13 protein-coding genes are annotated in these 16,835 nt (G+C 70.5%); 9 read left to right on the top strand and 4 right to left on the bottom strand.

Features of this window, described 5'->3' with window-relative positions:
* Window positions 1–4 precede the first annotated feature (4 nt).
* Together OHB13_RS05715 and OHB13_RS05710 are read left to right on the top strand one after the other, a co-directional pair.
* Window positions 5–973: a diacylglycerol kinase gene (locus tag OHB13_RS05715; protein ID WP_328376045.1), complete on the top strand. Its 969-nt coding sequence runs from the start codon at window positions 5–7 to the stop codon at window positions 971–973.
* Window positions 974–1,029: 56 nt separating this feature from the next.
* Window positions 1,030–3,858, top strand: coding sequence for a DEAD/DEAH box helicase (locus OHB13_RS05710; RefSeq protein WP_328376042.1), 2,829 nt, complete (start codon window positions 1,030–1,032; stop codon window positions 3,856–3,858).
* 67 nt (window positions 3,859–3,925) lie between these two features.
* On the opposite strand, the gene OHB13_RS05705 is transcribed toward OHB13_RS05710, so the two are convergent.
* Window positions 3,926–4,867, bottom strand: coding sequence for an RluA family pseudouridine synthase (locus tag OHB13_RS05705; RefSeq protein ID WP_328376041.1), 942 nt, complete (start codon window positions 4,865–4,867; stop codon window positions 3,926–3,928).
* A gap of 192 nt (window positions 4,868–5,059) precedes the next feature.
* Between OHB13_RS05705 and OHB13_RS05700 the strand changes: the two genes are divergently transcribed.
* The 3 genes from OHB13_RS05700 to OHB13_RS05690 all read left to right on the top strand — a co-directional run bounded on the left by OHB13_RS05700 (window position 5,060) and on the right by OHB13_RS05690 (window position 7,645).
* A complete protein-coding gene (locus tag OHB13_RS05700; RefSeq protein ID WP_328376039.1) occupies window positions 5,060–5,689 on the top strand; it encodes a PadR family transcriptional regulator in 630 nt (209 codons plus the stop codon).
* A 175-nt stretch (window positions 5,690–5,864) separates the two neighbouring features.
* A complete protein-coding gene (locus tag OHB13_RS05695; protein WP_266858749.1) occupies window positions 5,865–6,869 on the top strand; it encodes an ATP-binding cassette domain-containing protein in 1,005 nt (334 codons plus the stop codon).
* Window positions 6,866–7,645, top strand: coding sequence for an ABC transporter permease (locus OHB13_RS05690; protein ID WP_328376035.1), 780 nt, complete (start codon window positions 6,866–6,868; stop codon window positions 7,643–7,645). The genes OHB13_RS05695 and OHB13_RS05690 overlap by 4 nt, the downstream gene beginning before the upstream one ends.
* A 134-nt stretch (window positions 7,646–7,779) precedes the next feature.
* Here the strand turns inward: OHB13_RS05690 and OHB13_RS05685 are convergent, their stop codons facing one another.
* Together OHB13_RS05685 and OHB13_RS05680 are read right to left on the bottom strand one after the other, a co-directional pair.
* Window positions 7,780–8,622, bottom strand: a complete 843-nt coding sequence (locus tag OHB13_RS05685) for a siderophore-interacting protein (protein ID WP_328376033.1) — start codon at window positions 8,620–8,622, stop codon at window positions 7,780–7,782.
* A gap of 47 nt (window positions 8,623–8,669) precedes the next feature.
* A complete protein-coding gene (locus OHB13_RS05680) occupies window positions 8,670–9,575 on the bottom strand; it encodes a 5'-3' exonuclease (protein ID WP_328380220.1) in 906 nt (301 codons plus the stop codon).
* Between the two features lie 223 nt (window positions 9,576–9,798).
* Here OHB13_RS05680 and OHB13_RS05675 point away from each other — a divergent pair, with 223 nt between their 5' ends.
* The 4 genes from OHB13_RS05675 (at window position 9,799) to OHB13_RS05660 (ending at window position 15,478) form a co-directional block, all read left to right on the top strand.
* Window positions 9,799–10,881 carry a quaternary amine ABC transporter ATP-binding protein gene (locus tag OHB13_RS05675; protein WP_328380219.1) on the top strand — a complete coding sequence of 361 codons (1,083 nt, stop codon included), beginning with the start codon at window positions 9,799–9,801 and terminating at the stop codon, window positions 10,879–10,881.
* The gene (locus tag OHB13_RS05670; RefSeq protein WP_328376032.1) at window positions 10,874–13,504 is read left to right on the top strand and encodes an ABC transporter permease/substrate binding protein; all 2,631 of its coding nucleotides are present in this window, start codon (window positions 10,874–10,876) and stop codon (window positions 13,502–13,504) included. The genes OHB13_RS05675 and OHB13_RS05670 overlap by 8 nt, the downstream gene beginning before the upstream one ends.
* 286 nt (window positions 13,505–13,790) lie before the next feature.
* Complete coding sequence (locus OHB13_RS05665) at window positions 13,791–14,366, top strand: cupin domain-containing protein (protein ID WP_266858754.1); 576 nt, start codon at window positions 13,791–13,793, stop codon at window positions 14,364–14,366.
* A 137-nt stretch (window positions 14,367–14,503) separates the two neighbouring features.
* Entirely contained in the window at window positions 14,504–15,478 is a 975-nt protein-coding gene (locus OHB13_RS05660) for a DUF2510 domain-containing protein (RefSeq protein WP_266858756.1), read from the top strand.
* 72 nt (window positions 15,479–15,550) lie between these two features.
* On the opposite strand, the gene OHB13_RS05655 is transcribed toward OHB13_RS05660, so the two are convergent.
* The gene (locus tag OHB13_RS05655) at window positions 15,551–16,753 is read right to left on the bottom strand and encodes an amino acid deaminase/aldolase (RefSeq protein WP_328376030.1); all 1,203 of its coding nucleotides are present in this window, start codon (window positions 16,751–16,753) and stop codon (window positions 15,551–15,553) included.
* Window positions 16,754–16,835: the final 82 nt, after the last annotated feature.

Raw genomic sequence — 16,835 nt, 5'->3', positions numbered from 1 at the left:
GCGGGTGACCAGCGAGATCACCCTCTTCGTCAATCCCACCGCAGGACGCGGCCGGGGCGCGCACGCCGCGCAGCCGGCCGCTTCCGCGTTGCGGGACGCAGGTTTCTCCGTACGTACGGTGCTCGGCAGCGACGCGCCCGACGCGCTGCGCCGGGCGCGCGAGGCGGTTCGGGAGGGGACCGGCGCCCTCATAGCCGTCGGCGGGGACGGCATGATCAGCCTCGCCCTCCAGGCCGTGGCGGGCACCCGCACCCCGCTGGGCGTGGTGGCCGTCGGCACCGGCAACGACTTCGCCCGCGGGCTCGGGCTGCCGGTACGGGACCCGGCGGCGGCGGGCCGCTCGGTGGCCGGGGCGCTCAAGGGCGGGAACATCAGGGAGATCGACCTCGGCCGGGTTGTTCCGGGCGACGGTGCCGGTCAGAACGACGGTGTGGAGCCGGGTGACCGTGCGGACAACACCGGGGTCCGGCCGGCCGGGGAGCGCTGGTTCGGGAGCGTGCTCGCCGCCGGATTCGACTCGCGGGTCAACGACCGCGGCAACCGGATGCGCTGGCCCGCCGGCCGGCTGAAGTACGACCTGGCGATGGTCGCCGAACTGGCCGCCTTCCGGCCGCTCCCGTACCGGCTGGTGCTCGACGGGGGACCGGCGCGCGAGATCGAGGCGACGCTCGTCGCCGTCGGCAACGGACCGTCGTACGGCGGGGGCATGAAGATCTGCGCCGGGGCGGAGCTGGACGACGGTCTTCTCGACGTCACGGTGGTCGGTGCCTGCTCGCGCACCACCCTGGTCAGGGTCTTCCCGAAGGTCTACCGCGGCACCCACCTCGGCCATCCCGCCGTCACCTCGTACCGGGTGCGCAGGATCGAGCTGGGGGCCGCCGGGGTCACCGGGTACGCGGACGGTGAGCCGCTGGGCGCGCTGCCGCTGACCGCCGAGTGCGTGCCGGGCGCGGTCCGGGTCATCGGCTGTTGAAATGCTGAAATAAAGATCACTGACTGTCGGAGGCGGCGGGTAGGCTCGTTGACAAGATGACCGAGGACCTTTCGCCCGCTGAGCGTTATGCAGCCGCCCGCATCCGCGCCGTCGAGGACGCCACTGCGCTGGCCCCTTTCCGCGGCATGTACGACTTCGATCTCGATCCGTTCCAGATCGAGGCGTGCCGGGCCCTGGAGGCGGGCAAGGGTGTGCTCGTCGCGGCACCCACCGGCTCGGGCAAGACGATCGTCGGCGAGTTCGCCGTGCACCTGGCCCTGGAGCAGGGCCGCAAGTGCTTCTACACCACCCCGATCAAGGCCCTGTCCAACCAGAAGTACGCGGACCTGGCGCGGCGGTACGGGGCGGACAAGGTCGGCCTGCTCACCGGCGACAACAGCGTGAACGCGGACGCCCCGGTGGTCGTCATGACCACCGAGGTCCTGCGGAACATGCTGTACGCGGGCTCGCAGGCGCTCCTGGGGCTCGGCTATGTGGTGATGGACGAGGTGCACTACCTCTCCGACCGCTTCCGCGGCGCCGTGTGGGAGGAGGTGATCATCCATCTGCCCGATTCGGTGACCCTGGTGTCGCTCTCCGCGACCGTGTCCAACGCCGAGGAGTTCGGCGACTGGCTGGACACCGTCCGCGGCGACACCGAAGTGATCGTCTCCGAGCACCGGCCCGTCCCGCTCTGGCAGCACGTGCTCGCCGGGCGCCGGATGTACGACCTCTTCGAGGAGTCCACGGACCACGGCGGGCGGGGCGGAGCCAAGCGCGAGGTCAACCCGGACCTGCTGCGGATGGCCCGGCAGGAGAACCAGCGCACGTACAACCCGCGGGACCGCCGTCGCGGCAAGATGGTGCGCGAGGCGGACCGCGAGCGCGAGCGGCGCTCCCGCAGCCGGGTCTGGACCCCCAGCAGGGCCGAGGTCATCGCCCGGCTCGACGCCGAGGGGCTGCTGCCCGCCATCACCTTCATCTTCAGCAGGGCCGGCTGCGAGGCCGCGGTCCAGCAGTGCCTCTACGCGGGGCTGCGGCTCAACTCCGACGAGGCGCGCTCCAAGGTCCGCGAGATCGTCGAGGAGCGCACCGCCGCCATCCCGCGCGAGGACCTCCACGTCCTCGGGTACTACGAGTGGCTGGAAGGCCTGGAGCGGGGCATCGCCGCGCACCACGCCGGGATGCTGCCGACCTTCAAGGAGGTCGTCGAGGAGCTCTTCGTGCGCGGGCTGGTGAAGGCCGTGTTCGCGACGGAGACCCTGGCGCTCGGCATCAACATGCCCGCCCGCACGGTGGTCCTGGAGAAGCTCGTCAAGTGGAACGGCGAGCAGCACGCCGACATCACCCCCGGCGAGTACACCCAGCTGACCGGCCGGGCCGGGCGGCGCGGCATCGACATCGAGGGCCACGCCGTGGTGCTCTGGCAGCGCGCCATGGACCCCGGCGCGCTCGCGGGCCTCGCCGGAACCCGTACCTACCCGCTGCGCTCCAGCTTCCGGCCCTCGTACAACATGGCCGTCAATCTGGTGCAGCAGTTCGGCCGGCACCGTTCGCGGGAGCTGCTCGAAACGTCCTTCGCGCAGTTCCAGGCCGACAAGTCGGTCGTCGGAATCTCCAAGCAGGTGCAGAAGAACGAGGAGGGCATCGCCGGCTACCGCGAAGGCATGACCTGCCACCTCGGGGACTTCGAGGAGTACGCGAGGCTGCGCCGGGACCTCAAGGACCGCGAGACGGAGCTGGCCAAGCAGGGGGCCGTGCAGCGGCGGGCCGCCGCCGCTGACGCCCTGGAGAAGCTCAGGGCGGGTGACGTCATCCATGTGCCGACCGGCAAGTTCGCCGGCCTCGCACTGGTCCTGGACCCGGGGCTGCCGGCCGGGCGGGCCAACGGGCACCGCGGCTTCGAGGCGTACGACGGGCCGCGGCCGCTGGTGCTCACCGCCGAGCGGCAGGTCAAGCGGCTCGCCGCGATGGACTTCCCGGTGCCGGTCGAGACCCTGGACCGGATGCGGATCCCGAAGTCGTTCAACGCGAAGTCGCCCCAGTCCAGGCGCGATCTGGCGTCCGCGCTGCGGACCAAGGCCGGGCACATCGTGCCCGACCGGCACCGCAAACCGCGGGCCGCTGCCGCCGACGACCGGGAGATCGCCCGGCTCCGTACCGAGCTGCGCGCGCATCCCTGCCACGGCTGCGACGAGCGGGAGGACCACGCCCGCTGGGCCGAGCGCTACCACCGGCTGCAGCGCGACACCCGTCAGCTGGAGCGCCGGATCGAGGGGCGGACCAACACCATCGCCCGCACCTTCGACCGGATCTACGCCCTGCTGACCGAGCTGGACTACCTCAGGGGCGACAAGTCGACCGAGCACGGCAAGCGCCTCGCCCGGCTCTACGGCGAGCTGGACCTGCTGGCGTCCGAGTGTCTGCGGGCCGGTGTCTGGGAAGGTCTCAGCCCCGCCGAACTGGCCGCGTGCGCCTCGGCCCTGGTCTTCGAGGCGCGCCAGTCCGACGACGCCGTCGCGCCCAAGGTCCCCGCCGGTGCGGCGAAGACCGCGCTGGGCGAGATGGTCCGGATCTGGGGCAGGCTCGACGCCCTGGAGGAGGACTTCAAGATCAACCAGACGGAGGGCGTGGGCCAGCGCGAACCCGACCTCGGCTTCGCCTGGGCGGCCTACCAGTGGGCATCCGGCCGGGGCCTCGACGAGGTGCTGCGCGACGCCGAGATGCCGGCCGGTGACTTCGTCCGCTGGTGCAAGCAGGTCATCGACGTCCTGGGCCAGATCGCGGCGGCGGCCCCCGGCGAGAACAGCACGGTCTCGCGCAACGCCCGCAAGGCGGTCGACGCGGTGCGGCGGGGCGTGGTGGCGTACAGCTCGGTGGGCTGACCGCACATACCGAAGCGCCGTACGGGCCCCCGCGGGAGCAGTCCTGCGGGGGCCCGTACGCGTGTGCTCAGCGGCCTGCGGCCCACTCGTCGTACGCCGTCCAGGCCAGGAGCGAACGGCCGCTCTCGAAGCGGTGCTCGGTGCCGGTGACCGGGTCGGTGAACTCCAGTACCCGGGCGAGGAGTTGCAGCGGCCTGCGGAAGTCGTCCGGCGGCGGGTCGGTGACCACCGGGAAGAACGGGTCGCCGAGCAGCGGGACGCCCAGCGCGTTCATATGGACGCGCAGCTGGTGCGTACGGCCCGTGACCGGGGTGAGCCGGTAGCGCGCGAGGTCCCCCCTGCGGCCGGCCGCTTCGATCCGGGTCTCGCTGTTCGGCTCGCCGGGTGTCTCGAAAGCGGCGACGATCCCCGGCACCTTCTCGATACGGCTGCGGGAGACGTGCGGCAGTTCAAGACCGGCCCGGTACGGGGCGACGCCCTCGTACTCCTTGTGTACCTTCCGGTCCCGGAACAGCGTCTGGTAGGCGCCGCGCTCCTCGGGCCGCACGGAGAACAGCACAAGCCCCGCGGTCAGCCGGTCCAGCCGGTGGGCCGGGCTCAGCGCGGGCAGCCCGAGATCCTTGCGCAGCCGTGCCAGCGCGGTCTGGGTGATGTGCCTGCCCCGCGGGGTGGTGGCCAGGAAGTGCGGTTTGTCGGCGACGACGATGTGCTCGTCGCGGTAGCGCACAGTGATGGCGAACGGTACGGGTACCTCGTCGGGGAAGTCCCGGTGGAACCAGACCGAGGCGCCCGGCAGATAAGGGGTATCGGCCAGGACCGGACCGTCCACCCCGACGAACGCGCCCCTCCGCAGCATGGCGTCGACCTCGGCGGCGCCGCCCGGCAGCCGCTCGGCCAGGTGCTCCCTGACGGTGGTCCACGCACCGTCCACGGGAAGCCGCAAGCGCACCGCGTCGATGCCCTCGCGCTGGGGCAGGGGGCCCGGGAGCCGGGAAGTCTTGCGTCTCATGGTGGGTCAAGAGTACGAGCGGCGGGGCACGGCGGGTGCGCCGGTCGAAAATCGCGATACATCGCGGTTGTCCTCTCCTGGTGCTCACGATATATTCGGTGACGAGTATTCGGATGGCGGGACGGCGACGAGGCGGTGGGTGCGGTGGCCGGAAGGCGGCGCAAACTGAGCAATCCCCTGGCCCTTGCGGTCATGGTGACGCTGCACGAACGCCCCATGCATCCGTACGAGATCGCGCAGACGCTCCGACAGCGCGGCAAGGAGCAGAGCGTCAAGATCAATTTCGGCTCGCTCTACACGGTCGTGCAGAACCTGGAGAAGCACGGCTTCGTGGAGGTCGCCGATGTGCAGCGGCAGGGCAACCGACCCGAGCGCACTCTGTACGGCCTCACCGACAGCGGCCGTACGGAGATGCTCGACTGGATGTCCGATCTGCTGGCCGTCCCGGCGGCCGAGTTCCCGTTGTTCGGGACCGCGCTGTCGTTCCTGGGGGTGCTGCCGCCCGGTGAGGCGATGGCGCTCCTCGCGGAGCGGCTCGGCTCGCTCGATGTGGAGGCCGCCTCACTGCGGGGTGCGCTGCACAAGCTGTACGAGACGCTGCCCCGGATCTTCCTGGTGGAGATCGAGTACAAACTGCACATGATCGAGGCCGAGGCCGACTGGATCCGCACGCTCCGCACGGAGGTCGCGGACGGGTCGCTCAGTGGTCTCGACGGATGGCGGTCTCTGCACGAGACCGGTGAAATTCCGCCCGAATGGCGGGCGTTGGAGGAGAGGAACCCAGCAGGCACAAGCCGCGCACACGACAGCGGCAGAGACTAGAAAGCCCTGGCGGGCGCTGTTGGAGCAGCTCCCGCCAGGGTTCGAACCCCGGACCGGACTGCCGTGCGGCAGGCCAGGCCATCGAGGTGCGGCACACCAACGATAGCCCGGCGCTCCTCACGCGGATCGGCTCGGCATGCCCGAGAACCCCCGCTCACCACAGGAGAGCCCCGTCATGAGCACCCGTGCGCCCGCAGTCCTGGCGCGGAAACTGATCAAGACCTATCCCGGCGGAATCACCGCCCTCAACGGTATGGACATCACGGTCGAGACCGGCAAGGTCTTCGGCCTCCTCGGCCCCAACGGCGCCGGAAAGTCCACGACCGTCAAGATCCTCACCACCCTCGCCCGCGCCACCAGCGGAGAGGCGACCGTGGCCGGGCACGATGTGCTGCGCCACCCCGACCGGGTACGCCGCGCCATCGGTGTGGTCGCCCAGAGGTCGGGCGCGGACCCGGTGGCCACCGGCCGCGAGAACCTGCAGCTCCAGGGCAGGCTGTACGGACTGACGGGCGCCGCGCTCAACCGGCGTGCCGACGAACTGCTCGACCGGTTCGACCTGGCCGGTGCCGGGAAGCGCGCGGTGAAGGGGTACTCCGGCGGAATGCAGCGCCGGCTGGATGTGGCGCTCGGCCTGGTCCACCGGCCCGATGTGCTCTTCCTCGACGAACCGACGACCGGGCTCGACCCGGAGGCACGCGCGGCGATGTGGGACGAGATCTCCCGGCTCGCGGGCGACGAGGGGCTGACCATTCTGCTCACCACCCACTATCTGGAGGAGGCCGACCGGCTCGCCGAACGTATCGCGATCGTCGACCGCGGCCGGGTCGTGGTGGAGGGCTCGCCCGACCAGCTCAAGGGTGAACTGCGCGGCGACGCCGTGCACATGGAGCTGCGCGCCGAGGCCGGGCGGACGTCGCTCGCCGCGGCCGTCGGCGGGCTGCCCGGCATTCACGAGGTGCTGATCGAGGGGCGCAGGATCAGCGCCCGCGCCGACGACGGCGCCGCTGCCGTGCCGGTGCTGCTCGCCGCGCTGGAGCGGGCCGGGGCCGTGGTCGCGTCGGCGACCGTCGCGCGGCCCTCCCTCGACGACGTCTATCTGCGCTACGCGGGCCGCCGCTTCTCCGAGGCGCAGGACGACCGCACCCTCGAACCCGCCACCGCCGGAGGTACCCGATGAGCGCCGTCGCCCTCCGCCAGACCTGGTACATGACGCAGCGCCAGCTGACCGCGATCCTGCGGCAGCCCGTCTTCCTGCTGATCTCGCTGATCCAGCCGGTGATCTGGCTGTTCCTCTTCGGCAACCTCTTCAAGAAGGTCGTACAGCTCGGGGGCTTCGGCACCTCCAGCTATCTGGACTACCTGATCCCCGGCATCGTGGTGATGAGCGCGCTGGGATCCAGCATGTGGGCCGGTATGGGGACCCTGGAGGAGATCGACCGCGGCACGCTCAACAGGTTCCTCACCACACCGGTCAGCCGTACCGCGCTGATGAACGCCAACGTCGTGCAGAACGGCATCTCCACCGCCGTCCAGTCCGTGATCATCGTGCTGCTCGGGATGCTGGGCGGTGCGGACTATCCCGGCGGCGCGGGTGGACTCGCCGTGCTGGTGTTGGCGTCGATCCTGCTCGGCACGGTCTTCGGCGCGCTCTCCAACGCGCTCGGCATGCTGGTGCGCCAACGGGAGTCGATCATCGGTATCAACACGTTTCTGCTGCTGCCGCTGACCTTCCTCTCCTCCGCCTTCATGGCGCCGTCCCAGATGCCGTCCTGGATGCGGTACATCGCCGACTTCAACCCGGTCAACTGGGCCATGGCCGCGGGCCGTTCGGCGATGGCGGCCGACCCGGACCGGTTCCTGGTGCTCAGCCGCGGGGGAGCGCTGCTCGTCCTGGCGGTCGTCGCGGTCCAGCTGTCGACCCGCACGTTCCGGTCGTACCAGCGCTCTGTATAGCCCTGAACACCGCGGCCTGAACACCGCAGCCCGAAAGGTGCGGTCTGAAGACTCTGCCCGCACAGCGGCAGGCCCCGGCACCGAGCGCAATGCTCGCTGCCGGGGCCTGCCGCGACGGGGAGTAGGGAGGCGGGTCAGCCCGCCTGCTCCTGCTCGGCCTCCACCTGGGCGTTCCACTCGCGCTTCGCCGCGCGCCAGGTCTCGTCGTTCTGGCCCAGCCGCCAGTAGCCCGAGATGGACAGCTGCTCGCGGGGGATCCCCCGGTCCAGCCGCAGATGGCGCCGCAGCTCCTTCACACAGCCCGCCTCGCCGTGCACGAAGGCGCTGACCTCACCGGACGGGAAGTCCAGTGCCTTCACCGCGTCGATCAGGGCCTCGCCCGCCGGGCGGTCACCGCGGTGCAGCCAGTGCACCCCGACGCCGTCCGGCGCCGCGATCTTCTGCTCCTCGTCGGGGCCCGAAACCTCCACGAAGGCGTGCACCACGGCGCCCTCCGGCATCCGCTCCACCGCGGCCGCGATCGCGGGCAGCGCGCTCTCGTCGCCGGCCAGCAGGTGCCAGCCGGCGGCCGGGTCCGGGGCGTAGCCGCCGCCGGGGCCGAGGAAGCGCATCGTGTCGCCGGGCCGGGCGGCGGCCGCCCACGGACCGGCAAGACCTTCGGTGCCGTGCACGACGAAGTCGACCACCAGCTCGCCCAGCGCCGGATCCCAGGACCGCACCGTGTACGTCCGGGTCACCGGCCACTGCTCGCGCGGGAACTCCTCGCGGATCCGGGCCATGTCGAACGGTTCCGGGTAGCTCACGCCCTCGGGCGCGAAGAGCACCTTGATGTAGTGGTCGGTGAACTCTGCCGCGTCGAACGCGTCCAGCCCCTCGCCGGCGAGGACCAGACGGACCATGTGCGGGGTGATCCGCTCGGTACGGACCACCTGCGCCTCGTGGGCCTGCGGTGTCTTACGGGCCGGTGCTTCCGCCACGGACGGCTCCCCTGATCGTTGTGGTTAGGCTCGCCTAAGTTAACACCTCAGCCCTGGAGAGTGGAGAGCAGGCGCTGAAGCGATCCGCCCAGGCCCCACAGGGCGCCCTGCTGTTCCAGGGTGGCGGGGTCGCGCGGCTCGGCGGGCAGGGCCGGGTCGAACGGCGGCAGCGGTACGTCCGAAGCCACCCGCACCACCTTCGGCGCCACCGCGACATAGGGGCGCGCCTCGTCCAGCTTCCTGCGCTGCGAGGGGGTGAGCCGGGACGCCGGGTCGTCGACCGCGGCCATGATCCCGGCCAGATCCCCGAACGCGTCGAGCAGCTTCGCCGCGGTCTTCTCGCCGATCCCCGGAACGCCGGGCAGCCCGTCGCTCGGGTCGCCCCGCAGCAGCGCCAGGTCCACATACCCCTGGCCGGTCACCCCGTACTTCTCGCGCAGCAGCGCCTCGTCGGTGAGCTGGAGGTTTCCGACGCCCTTCAGCGGATAGAGGACCCTGATGCCGCGGGCGTCGTCCACCAGCTGGTAGAGGTCGCGGTCCCCGGTGACGATGTCGACGGGTCCGGTGGCCCGGCCGGCGAGCGTGCCGATCACGTCGTCCGCCTCGTACCCCTCGACGCCGACCCGGGCGATGCCCAGGGCATCGAGCACCTGCTCGATCATCGGCACCTGCGGGGCAAGGGTGTCCGGGGTGTCCTCCTCGTCGGGGCCCTGGTCGGTCTCCTGCGCCACCCGGTGCGCCTTGTACGAGGGGATCAGGTCGACCCGCCACTGGGGGCGCCAGTCCGCGTCCATGCAGGCGACCAGGGAGTCCGGGCGGTGGTCCTGCACCAACCGGGCGATGAAGTCGAGCAGCCCGCGCACGGCATTGACCGGGGTGCCGTCCGGGGCCCGTACGGTGTCGGGGACCCCGAAATAGGCCCGGTAGTAGAGGGAAGCGGTGTCGAGGAGCATCAGGCGTCGCGTCACACCCCGATCATGCCGCACGCCACTGACAGCTCACCCGAAGTGAGCTGGGTCACTCTTCTGTTTGGGCCGCATAAAGGTGGGCAGGCGCCGCCACGGAGCGGAACCAGTAGCAGATTCAAGTATTGCGAGGGTGAAGCGGACCGATACCGCGCCGCTCCACGACCCGTCGACACGGGGGTGGCAGGTCGTATTCGTTTCAACGCGTGAGGTGTATGTGTCCAGGCTGCAAGCCGACCGCTTGTACAAAGTGTTCGGCAGACGACCCGATGAAGCCGTGCGGAAACTCGAGAACGGCACCGGCCGCGATGAGCTGCGCGGTGAAGGGACGACTGCTGCGGTCATCGACGCATCCTTCACCGTCGAGCCGGGCCACATCTTCGTGGTCATGGGTCTCTCGGGATCCGGCAAGTCCACGCTGCTGCGCATGCTCAACGGACTCCTGGAGCCGACGTCGGGCCGGGTGCTCTTCGACGGCCAGGACCTGACCGCGCTCAGCGACGGCGAGCTGCGCGAGGTCCGCTCGAAGAAGATCAGCATGGTCTTCCAGCACTTCGCGCTCTTCCCCCACCGCAGCGTCCTGGAGAACGCCGGCTACGGCCTGGAGGTCCAGGGCGTGCCCCGCGCGGAGCGCGACAAGCGGGCGGCCGAGGCCCTGGAGATGACGGGTCTCGCGGGCTGGGAGAACTCCTGGCCCGACGAGCTGTCCGGCGGTATGCAGCAGCGTGTGGGCCTGGCCCGCGCGCTCGCCACCGACGCCGACCTGCTGCTGATGGACGAGTCCTTCAGCGCGCTCGACCCGCTGATCCGCCGCGACATGCAGGACCAGCTGCTCGAACTGCAGAAGCGGCTGAAGAAGACGATCGTCTTCATCACCCACGACCTCAATGAGGCCATGCGCCTCGGCGACAGCATCGCGGTCATGCGCGACGGTGAGATAGTCCAGCTCGGCTCCGCCGAGGACATCCTCATCACGCCGGCCAACGACTACGTCGCCTCCTTCACCAAGGACGTGGACCGCACACGGGTCCTCACCGCCGCGGCGATGATGACCGACGACCACCGCCCCGACGCGGGCACCTGCGGCTGCGAGACCGTCACCCCCGACACCACCTTCGCCGACCTGTGCGGCGTGAGCGCGCGTGTCCCGCACGACGTGTCCGTGAAGAACGCCCAGGGCAAGATCGTCGGAGTCGTGCAGCAGTCCCGTCTCATAGGATTCCTCGGCGAGTACGCCGAGGCCCCGCTGGCCTGCGACGCAGCCCCCAAGAACAAGGCGGTCGCCAGTGCCTAGGTTCCATTTCGGCGACTGGGTCGAAAACATCGTCAAATGGCTGACGGACAACGTCGGCTGGCTCTTCGACGCCATCAACAGCGTGCTCACGCACATGTACAACGGCGTCGACGCGGTACTGGGCGGCGGTGAGCCGCTGCTGATGGCGGGCATCTTCGCCGTCCTCGCCTTCTGGCTGCGCGGACTGATACCGGCGGTGCTGACCTTTGTCGGCTTCGCCCTGATCGACTCCCTCTCCCTCTGGGACGACGGGATGGAAACGCTGTCGCTGGTGATCGTCGCGGCGGCCATCACGATCGTGATCGCGGTGCCGCTGGGTATCTGGGCGGCGCGCAACGCGAAGGTCGGCGCCGTGGTGCGCCCGGTGCTCGACGTCATGCAGACGATGCCCGCCTTCGTCTACCTGATCCCGGGCGTCATGTTCTTCGGCGTCGGGGTGACCCCCGGCGTGATCGCCACGATCGTCTTCGCGATGCCCCCGGGCGTCCGGATGACCGAGCTCGGCATCCGGCAGGTCGACGGCGAACTGGTCGAGGCCGCCGAGGCGTTCGGCAGCACCCCGCGCAACATCCTGCGCCGGGTCCAGCTGCCCCTCGCGCTGCCGACCATCATGGCCGGTGTCAACCAGGTCATCATGCTCGCGCTCTCCATGGTCGTCATCGGCGGTATGGCCGGTGCGGGCGGTCTCGGTGAGAAGGTCTACGCGGCCATCACCCAGCTCCAGGTCGGTCTCGCCGCCGAGAGCGGTGTGGCCGTGGTCATCCTCGCCATCTATCTGGACCGGATGACCGGCGCCCTCAACCAGCGCGTCTCCCCGCTCGGCCGGCGGGCCGCCGCGAAGGCGGCCTCCGTGGCCCAGAAGTGGAGCTTCGCGCACTACCGCCCCGGCACCACCGTCGCCATGATCGGCGTCGTGATCCTGGGGCTCGTCGCGGGCGGTATGAACCTCGGCTCGGCCTCCGACAGCAACGGCTCGTCGCAGGCGGGCTCGGACGTCGGCCACGGCAAGCAGATCAAGATGGGGTACATCCCCTGGGACGAGGGCATCGCCTCCACGTACCTGTGGAAGGAGCTGCTGGAGGAGCGCGGCTACACGACCGACGTCAAGCAGCTCGACGCCGGCCCGCTCTACTCCGGTGTGGCCCGCGGCGACATCGACTTCCAGACCGACTCCTGGCTGCCGACGACCCACAAGGACTACTGGAACAAGTACAAGTCCCAGCTCGATGACATGGGCACGTGGTACGGCCCGACGTCGCTCGAACTGACGGTGCCTTCGTATGTCAAGGGTGTGAAGTCCCTGGCGGATCTGAAGGGCAAGGGCAAGGAGTTCAACGGCAAGATCATCGGTATTGAGTCGAGTGCCGGTGAGATGGGTCTGCTGAACAAGAAGGTCCTGAAGGCCTACGGGCTGCAGGGTGAGTACAAGGTGGTGTCGTCGAGTACGTCGTCGATGCTGGCGCAGCTGGCCCGCTCCATCAAGAAGAAGGAGCCGGTCGTGGTGGTGCTGTGGTCGCCGCACTGGGCGTACGGCAAGTACGACCTGACGAAGCTCAAGGACCCGAAGGGTGCCTGGGGCAAGAGCGACTCGATCCACACCGTCGCGCACAAGGGCTTCGACAAGAAGGACCCGACGGTCGCGAAGTGGCTCAAGGACTTCAAGCTCACCGAGGACCAGCTGACCAGCCTGGAGAACTCGGTCCAGGCCGCCGGTGAGGGCCACGAGCAGGACGGTGTGCGCGCCTGGCTGAAGAAGAACCCGGGCATGGCCGCCAAGCTCGCGCCCGTCGCGAAGGGTGCGGGCGCCCCGCAGAAGGGCAAGGACGCCGGCAAGAGCGTCAACCTGGGCTTCTTCCCGTGGGACGAGGCCATCGCCTCCACATACCTCTGGGACAACATCCTGGAGGACCGCGGCTACAAGCCCAACGTCAAGCAGCTCGACCCCGGGCCGCTGTACACCGCGCTGGCCCAGGGCCAGGAAGATGTGCAGTTCGACTCCTGGCTGCCGACGACCCACAAGCAGTACTGGGACAGATACAAGAGCAAACTCACCGATGTCGGCTCCTGGTACGGCCCGACGTCACTTGAGCTGTCCGTGCCTTCGTATGTCAAGGGTGTGAAGTCCCTGGCGGATCTGAAGGGCAAGGGCAAGGAGTTCAACGGCAAGATCATCGGTATTGAGTCGAGTGCCGGTGAGATGGGTCTGCTGAACAAGAAGGTCCTGAAGGCCTACGGGTTGCAGGGTGAGTACAAGGTGGTGTCGTCGAGTACGTCGTCGATGCTGGCGCAGCTGGCCCGCTCCATCAAGAAGAAGGAGCCGGTCGTGGTGGTGCTGTGGTCGCCGCACTGGGCGTACGGCAAGTACGACCTGACGAAGCTCAAGGACCCGAAGGGTGCCTGGGGCAAGAGCGACTCGATCCACACCGTGGCCCGCAAGGACTTCGGCAAGGACCTGCCCGAGCTGAACGGCTGGCTGAAGAACTTCAAGCTCAGCGAGGACAAGCTCAACTCCCTGGAGGTCGCGATCCAGGACGGCGGTGCGGGCAAGGAGAAGGAGTCCGCTCGCAAGTGGCTCGACGCGAACCCGGGCCTGGAGGACAAGCTGGCGCCTGTCGGCAGCTGATCCGGTTCTCCCGCGGGATCTTCCGCGGAAGGCTCTCCCGCGAGGGGCGGGCAACGCCACCGGCGTTGTCCGCCCCTCGCGGCGTTCCGGGCTCCGTGCCGTCAACTTCGTACCGCAGATCCGCACTTGGGGAGGCGGGTCCGCGCGGTGCCGGATGCGGGCGCGCGGTTGTGCGGCGGAGAGGTTGTACGACGCGGGTGTGGCAGGAGGACCCTCCGGTGGCCCGAAGCTGCGTAAGGTGCTTGCAGACACGACGGGCGACAGGGCAAGGGGAGGGGAACCAGGGATGGACGCTAAGGAGAAGGAGGCGTTCCGGGTGGGTGCCGCCGTCCGCAGGCGCCGCCGCACACTGGGACTCACCCTCGCCAAGGTCTCCGCGCGCAGCGGACTCTCGGTGCCCTTCCTCAGCCAGATCGAGAACCAGCGGGCGCGGCCGAGCGAGCGCTCGCTCCAGCGGGTCGCCGACGCGCTGGAGACCACGGCCGTGGAACTGCTGGCCGCGTCCGACGCGGGACGCACGGTCGACGTCGTCCGTGCGACGGCCGCCACCGGGGCCGTGCCGGACCCCGAGCCGCAGATCCGGGACCTGGTGCGCGGACACCACCAGCTGCACGCCATGGAGTTCACGGGCGAGCAGGAGACCGGGCGCGAGTTCCAGCACCGCAACGACGAGGTGCTGTACGTGGCCGAGGGCGCGGCCGAGGTGGAGGCGGAGGGCCGGGCGTACCGACTGGAGCGCGGCGACAGCCTGTTCCTCTCCGGGGGAGTACGGCACCGCTGGCGTGCCACGGCGCCCGAGACCCGGATCGTCGTCGTCGCTGTCGCCGAGCACGTCGACGCGACGGCCGCCCCGCGGTGCTAGGGCCTGCGGTGCCAGGACCCGTCTTCCGGACCGGGCCTGCGGTGCCAGGACCCGTCTTCCGGACCGGGCCTGCGGTGCCAGGACCCGTCGTCCGGACCGGGCCCCCGGTGCCGGGGGCCTGACTCTAGAGTGACCGGATGACCCACACGACCCCGCCCGGCTGGTACCCGGACGCCGGCCTGCCCGCCACCGAGCGGTGGTGGGACGGCGCGGCCTGGACCGCGCACACCCGCCCGCTCGACGCCGTACCGCAGCAGCCGGGACCGCACCGGCCCGGATCGCACCAAGCCGTACCGCACGGCTTCGGTCCGCCGCCGCCCGCGCCGGCGGCCGGGCGCGGGCCCGGCGGGCTGCCGCGTGCGGTGCCGATCGCCGTCGGCGCGGTGGTCGCCGTCGCCCTGGCCGTGACGGTGGTGGTCACCGTGGTCAACAGCGGCGGTCACGGCAGAACGGCGCACTCCCCGTCCGCCACCGGCGTGCCCGCCTCGCACCAGGCCACGGCCGCCGGGACACACGGCCCGAACACCGCCGCGCCGCCGACCGACGACCCCTCGCTGCTCGTCGACGAGCTGAACGGCATCACCCTGCCGGTCCCGGCCGGCTGGGAGAAGCCGACGAGCACGGTCGATGACGTGACGACCATGCGGACCAGCCACTCCTACGAGTGCCCCGGCGACTCGGCCTCGTTCTGCTACCACGGCACGGTGACCTCACGCACCGCCGACGAGACCGAACTCCCCTCGGCGGAGGCCGTGGCCAAGGCGGACATCAAGGACGCCGCCGACAGCTCGTACGACAGGGACCTCGTCGGAGATCTCAACTACGACGGCATCACCTCGCACACCCGGCTCAAGTCCCAGTCCGTGGTGGTCGCGGGCCGCACCGGCTATCTGGTGCGCTGGCGGGTCAGGACCGGTGCGGGGCCCGGCGGTTACGTGCAGACCGTCGCCTTCCCGTCGTCGCTCGGCTCCGAGTCGATGGTGGTGGTGCGCTTCGCCTTCGACGCCGGGCCGGACGGACCGCCGCTGGGCGGCATGGACACCATCACCAGCGGGATCCGCCCCATCGGCGATGCCACCAGCGGCGGGGTGGGCAGCAGGATCGGTCACTGACGCCCCCTCAGGCCGGAGCGGGAACCAGGGAATCAGGGAGAGAAGAGGGCAACGGGGCGCCGGGCCGGGGAGCTACAGGAAGGTGTGCCCCTCACCGCGGTACGTCGGCGCGGTCCCGGTCACCCGGTCGCCCTCGATCAGCTGCAGCGCGTCGAACCGCTCGCACAGCTCGCCCGACTTCGCGTGCCGGAACCACACCTTGTCACCGATGAGCAGATCGTCGGCGGGCGAGCCCAGCAGGGGTGTCTGGACCTCGCCCGGCCCCTCCTGCGGGTCGTAGCGAAGGCCCTCCGGAAGGTACGGGACGGGCAGCCGGTCCGCCCCCGCCGCGCCCGACGCGGGGTAGCCGCCGCCGAGCACGGTCACCACGCCCACGCCCGGCCTGCGCACCACCGGCATGGCGAAGAGGGCCGCCGGACGCCCGGTGAAAGAGGTGTAGTTGTCGAAGAGCCGCGGCACATAGAGGCCGGAACCCGCCGCGATCTCGGTCACCGCGGCCTCGGCCGCCGTGTGCTGGACGCTGCCCGTCCCACCGCCGTTCACGAACTCCAGGTCGGGCGCCACCGCCCGCACCGCCCGCACCACGGCGGCCCGCCGGGCCGCCAGCTCCCTGCGGGCCGCCGACTGCATCAGCCGCACCGCGCGGGAGCGCAGCGGCCGTCCGGCCACCGAGTCGCCGACCCCGGCGATATGGCCCTCGTACGCCATGAGGCCCACCAGCCGGAACCCCGGACGGCGCGCCACCGACCTTGCCAGCTCGGCGAGTTGGGCGGGCTCGCGCAGCGGCGACCTGAGCGCCCCGATCCGTACCCGGCCGGCGAGCATCCGGAGCGAGGTGTCCAGCTCCAGGCAGACCCTGATCTCCTCGCGGCCGCCGTCCCGTGCGCGGTCGATCAGCTCCAGCTGGGCCGGATCGTCCACCATGACGGTCACGGCGGCGGCGAGCTTGGGGTCGCCGGCCAGCTCGGCGTAGCCACCGCGGTCGGCCGACGGGTACGCGAGGAGCACGTCGTCGAAGCCCGAACGCGCCAGCCACAGCGACTCCGCCAGGGTGAAGGACATCAGTCCCTCGAACCCGTCCCGCTCCAGCACCCGTTCCAGGAGCGCCCGGCAGCGTACGGACTTGCTGGCCACCCGGATCGGTTTGCCCGCCGCGCGGCGGACCAGGTCGTCGGCGTTGGCGTCGAAGGCTTCGAGATCGACGATCGCCAGCGGGGCATCGAGAGCGGCGGTGGCCCGGTCGTACCGGGTCCGGTCAGCAGCACGGGGCGTCATGGCCGAAGCCTGCCAGACATGAATACCGGAGGGTAGGGGGATGTTCTGGGCAGATGCCCCGTGCGTACCGTCCGGTTCCCGC

The organism is Streptomyces sp. NBC_00440 (assembly GCF_036014215.1).
Classification (GTDB): Bacteria; Actinomycetota; Actinomycetes; order Streptomycetales; family Streptomycetaceae; genus Streptomyces.
Note: the sequence above shows the minus strand (reverse complement) of the source record. Positions and strands in the feature narration are given on the sequence as shown.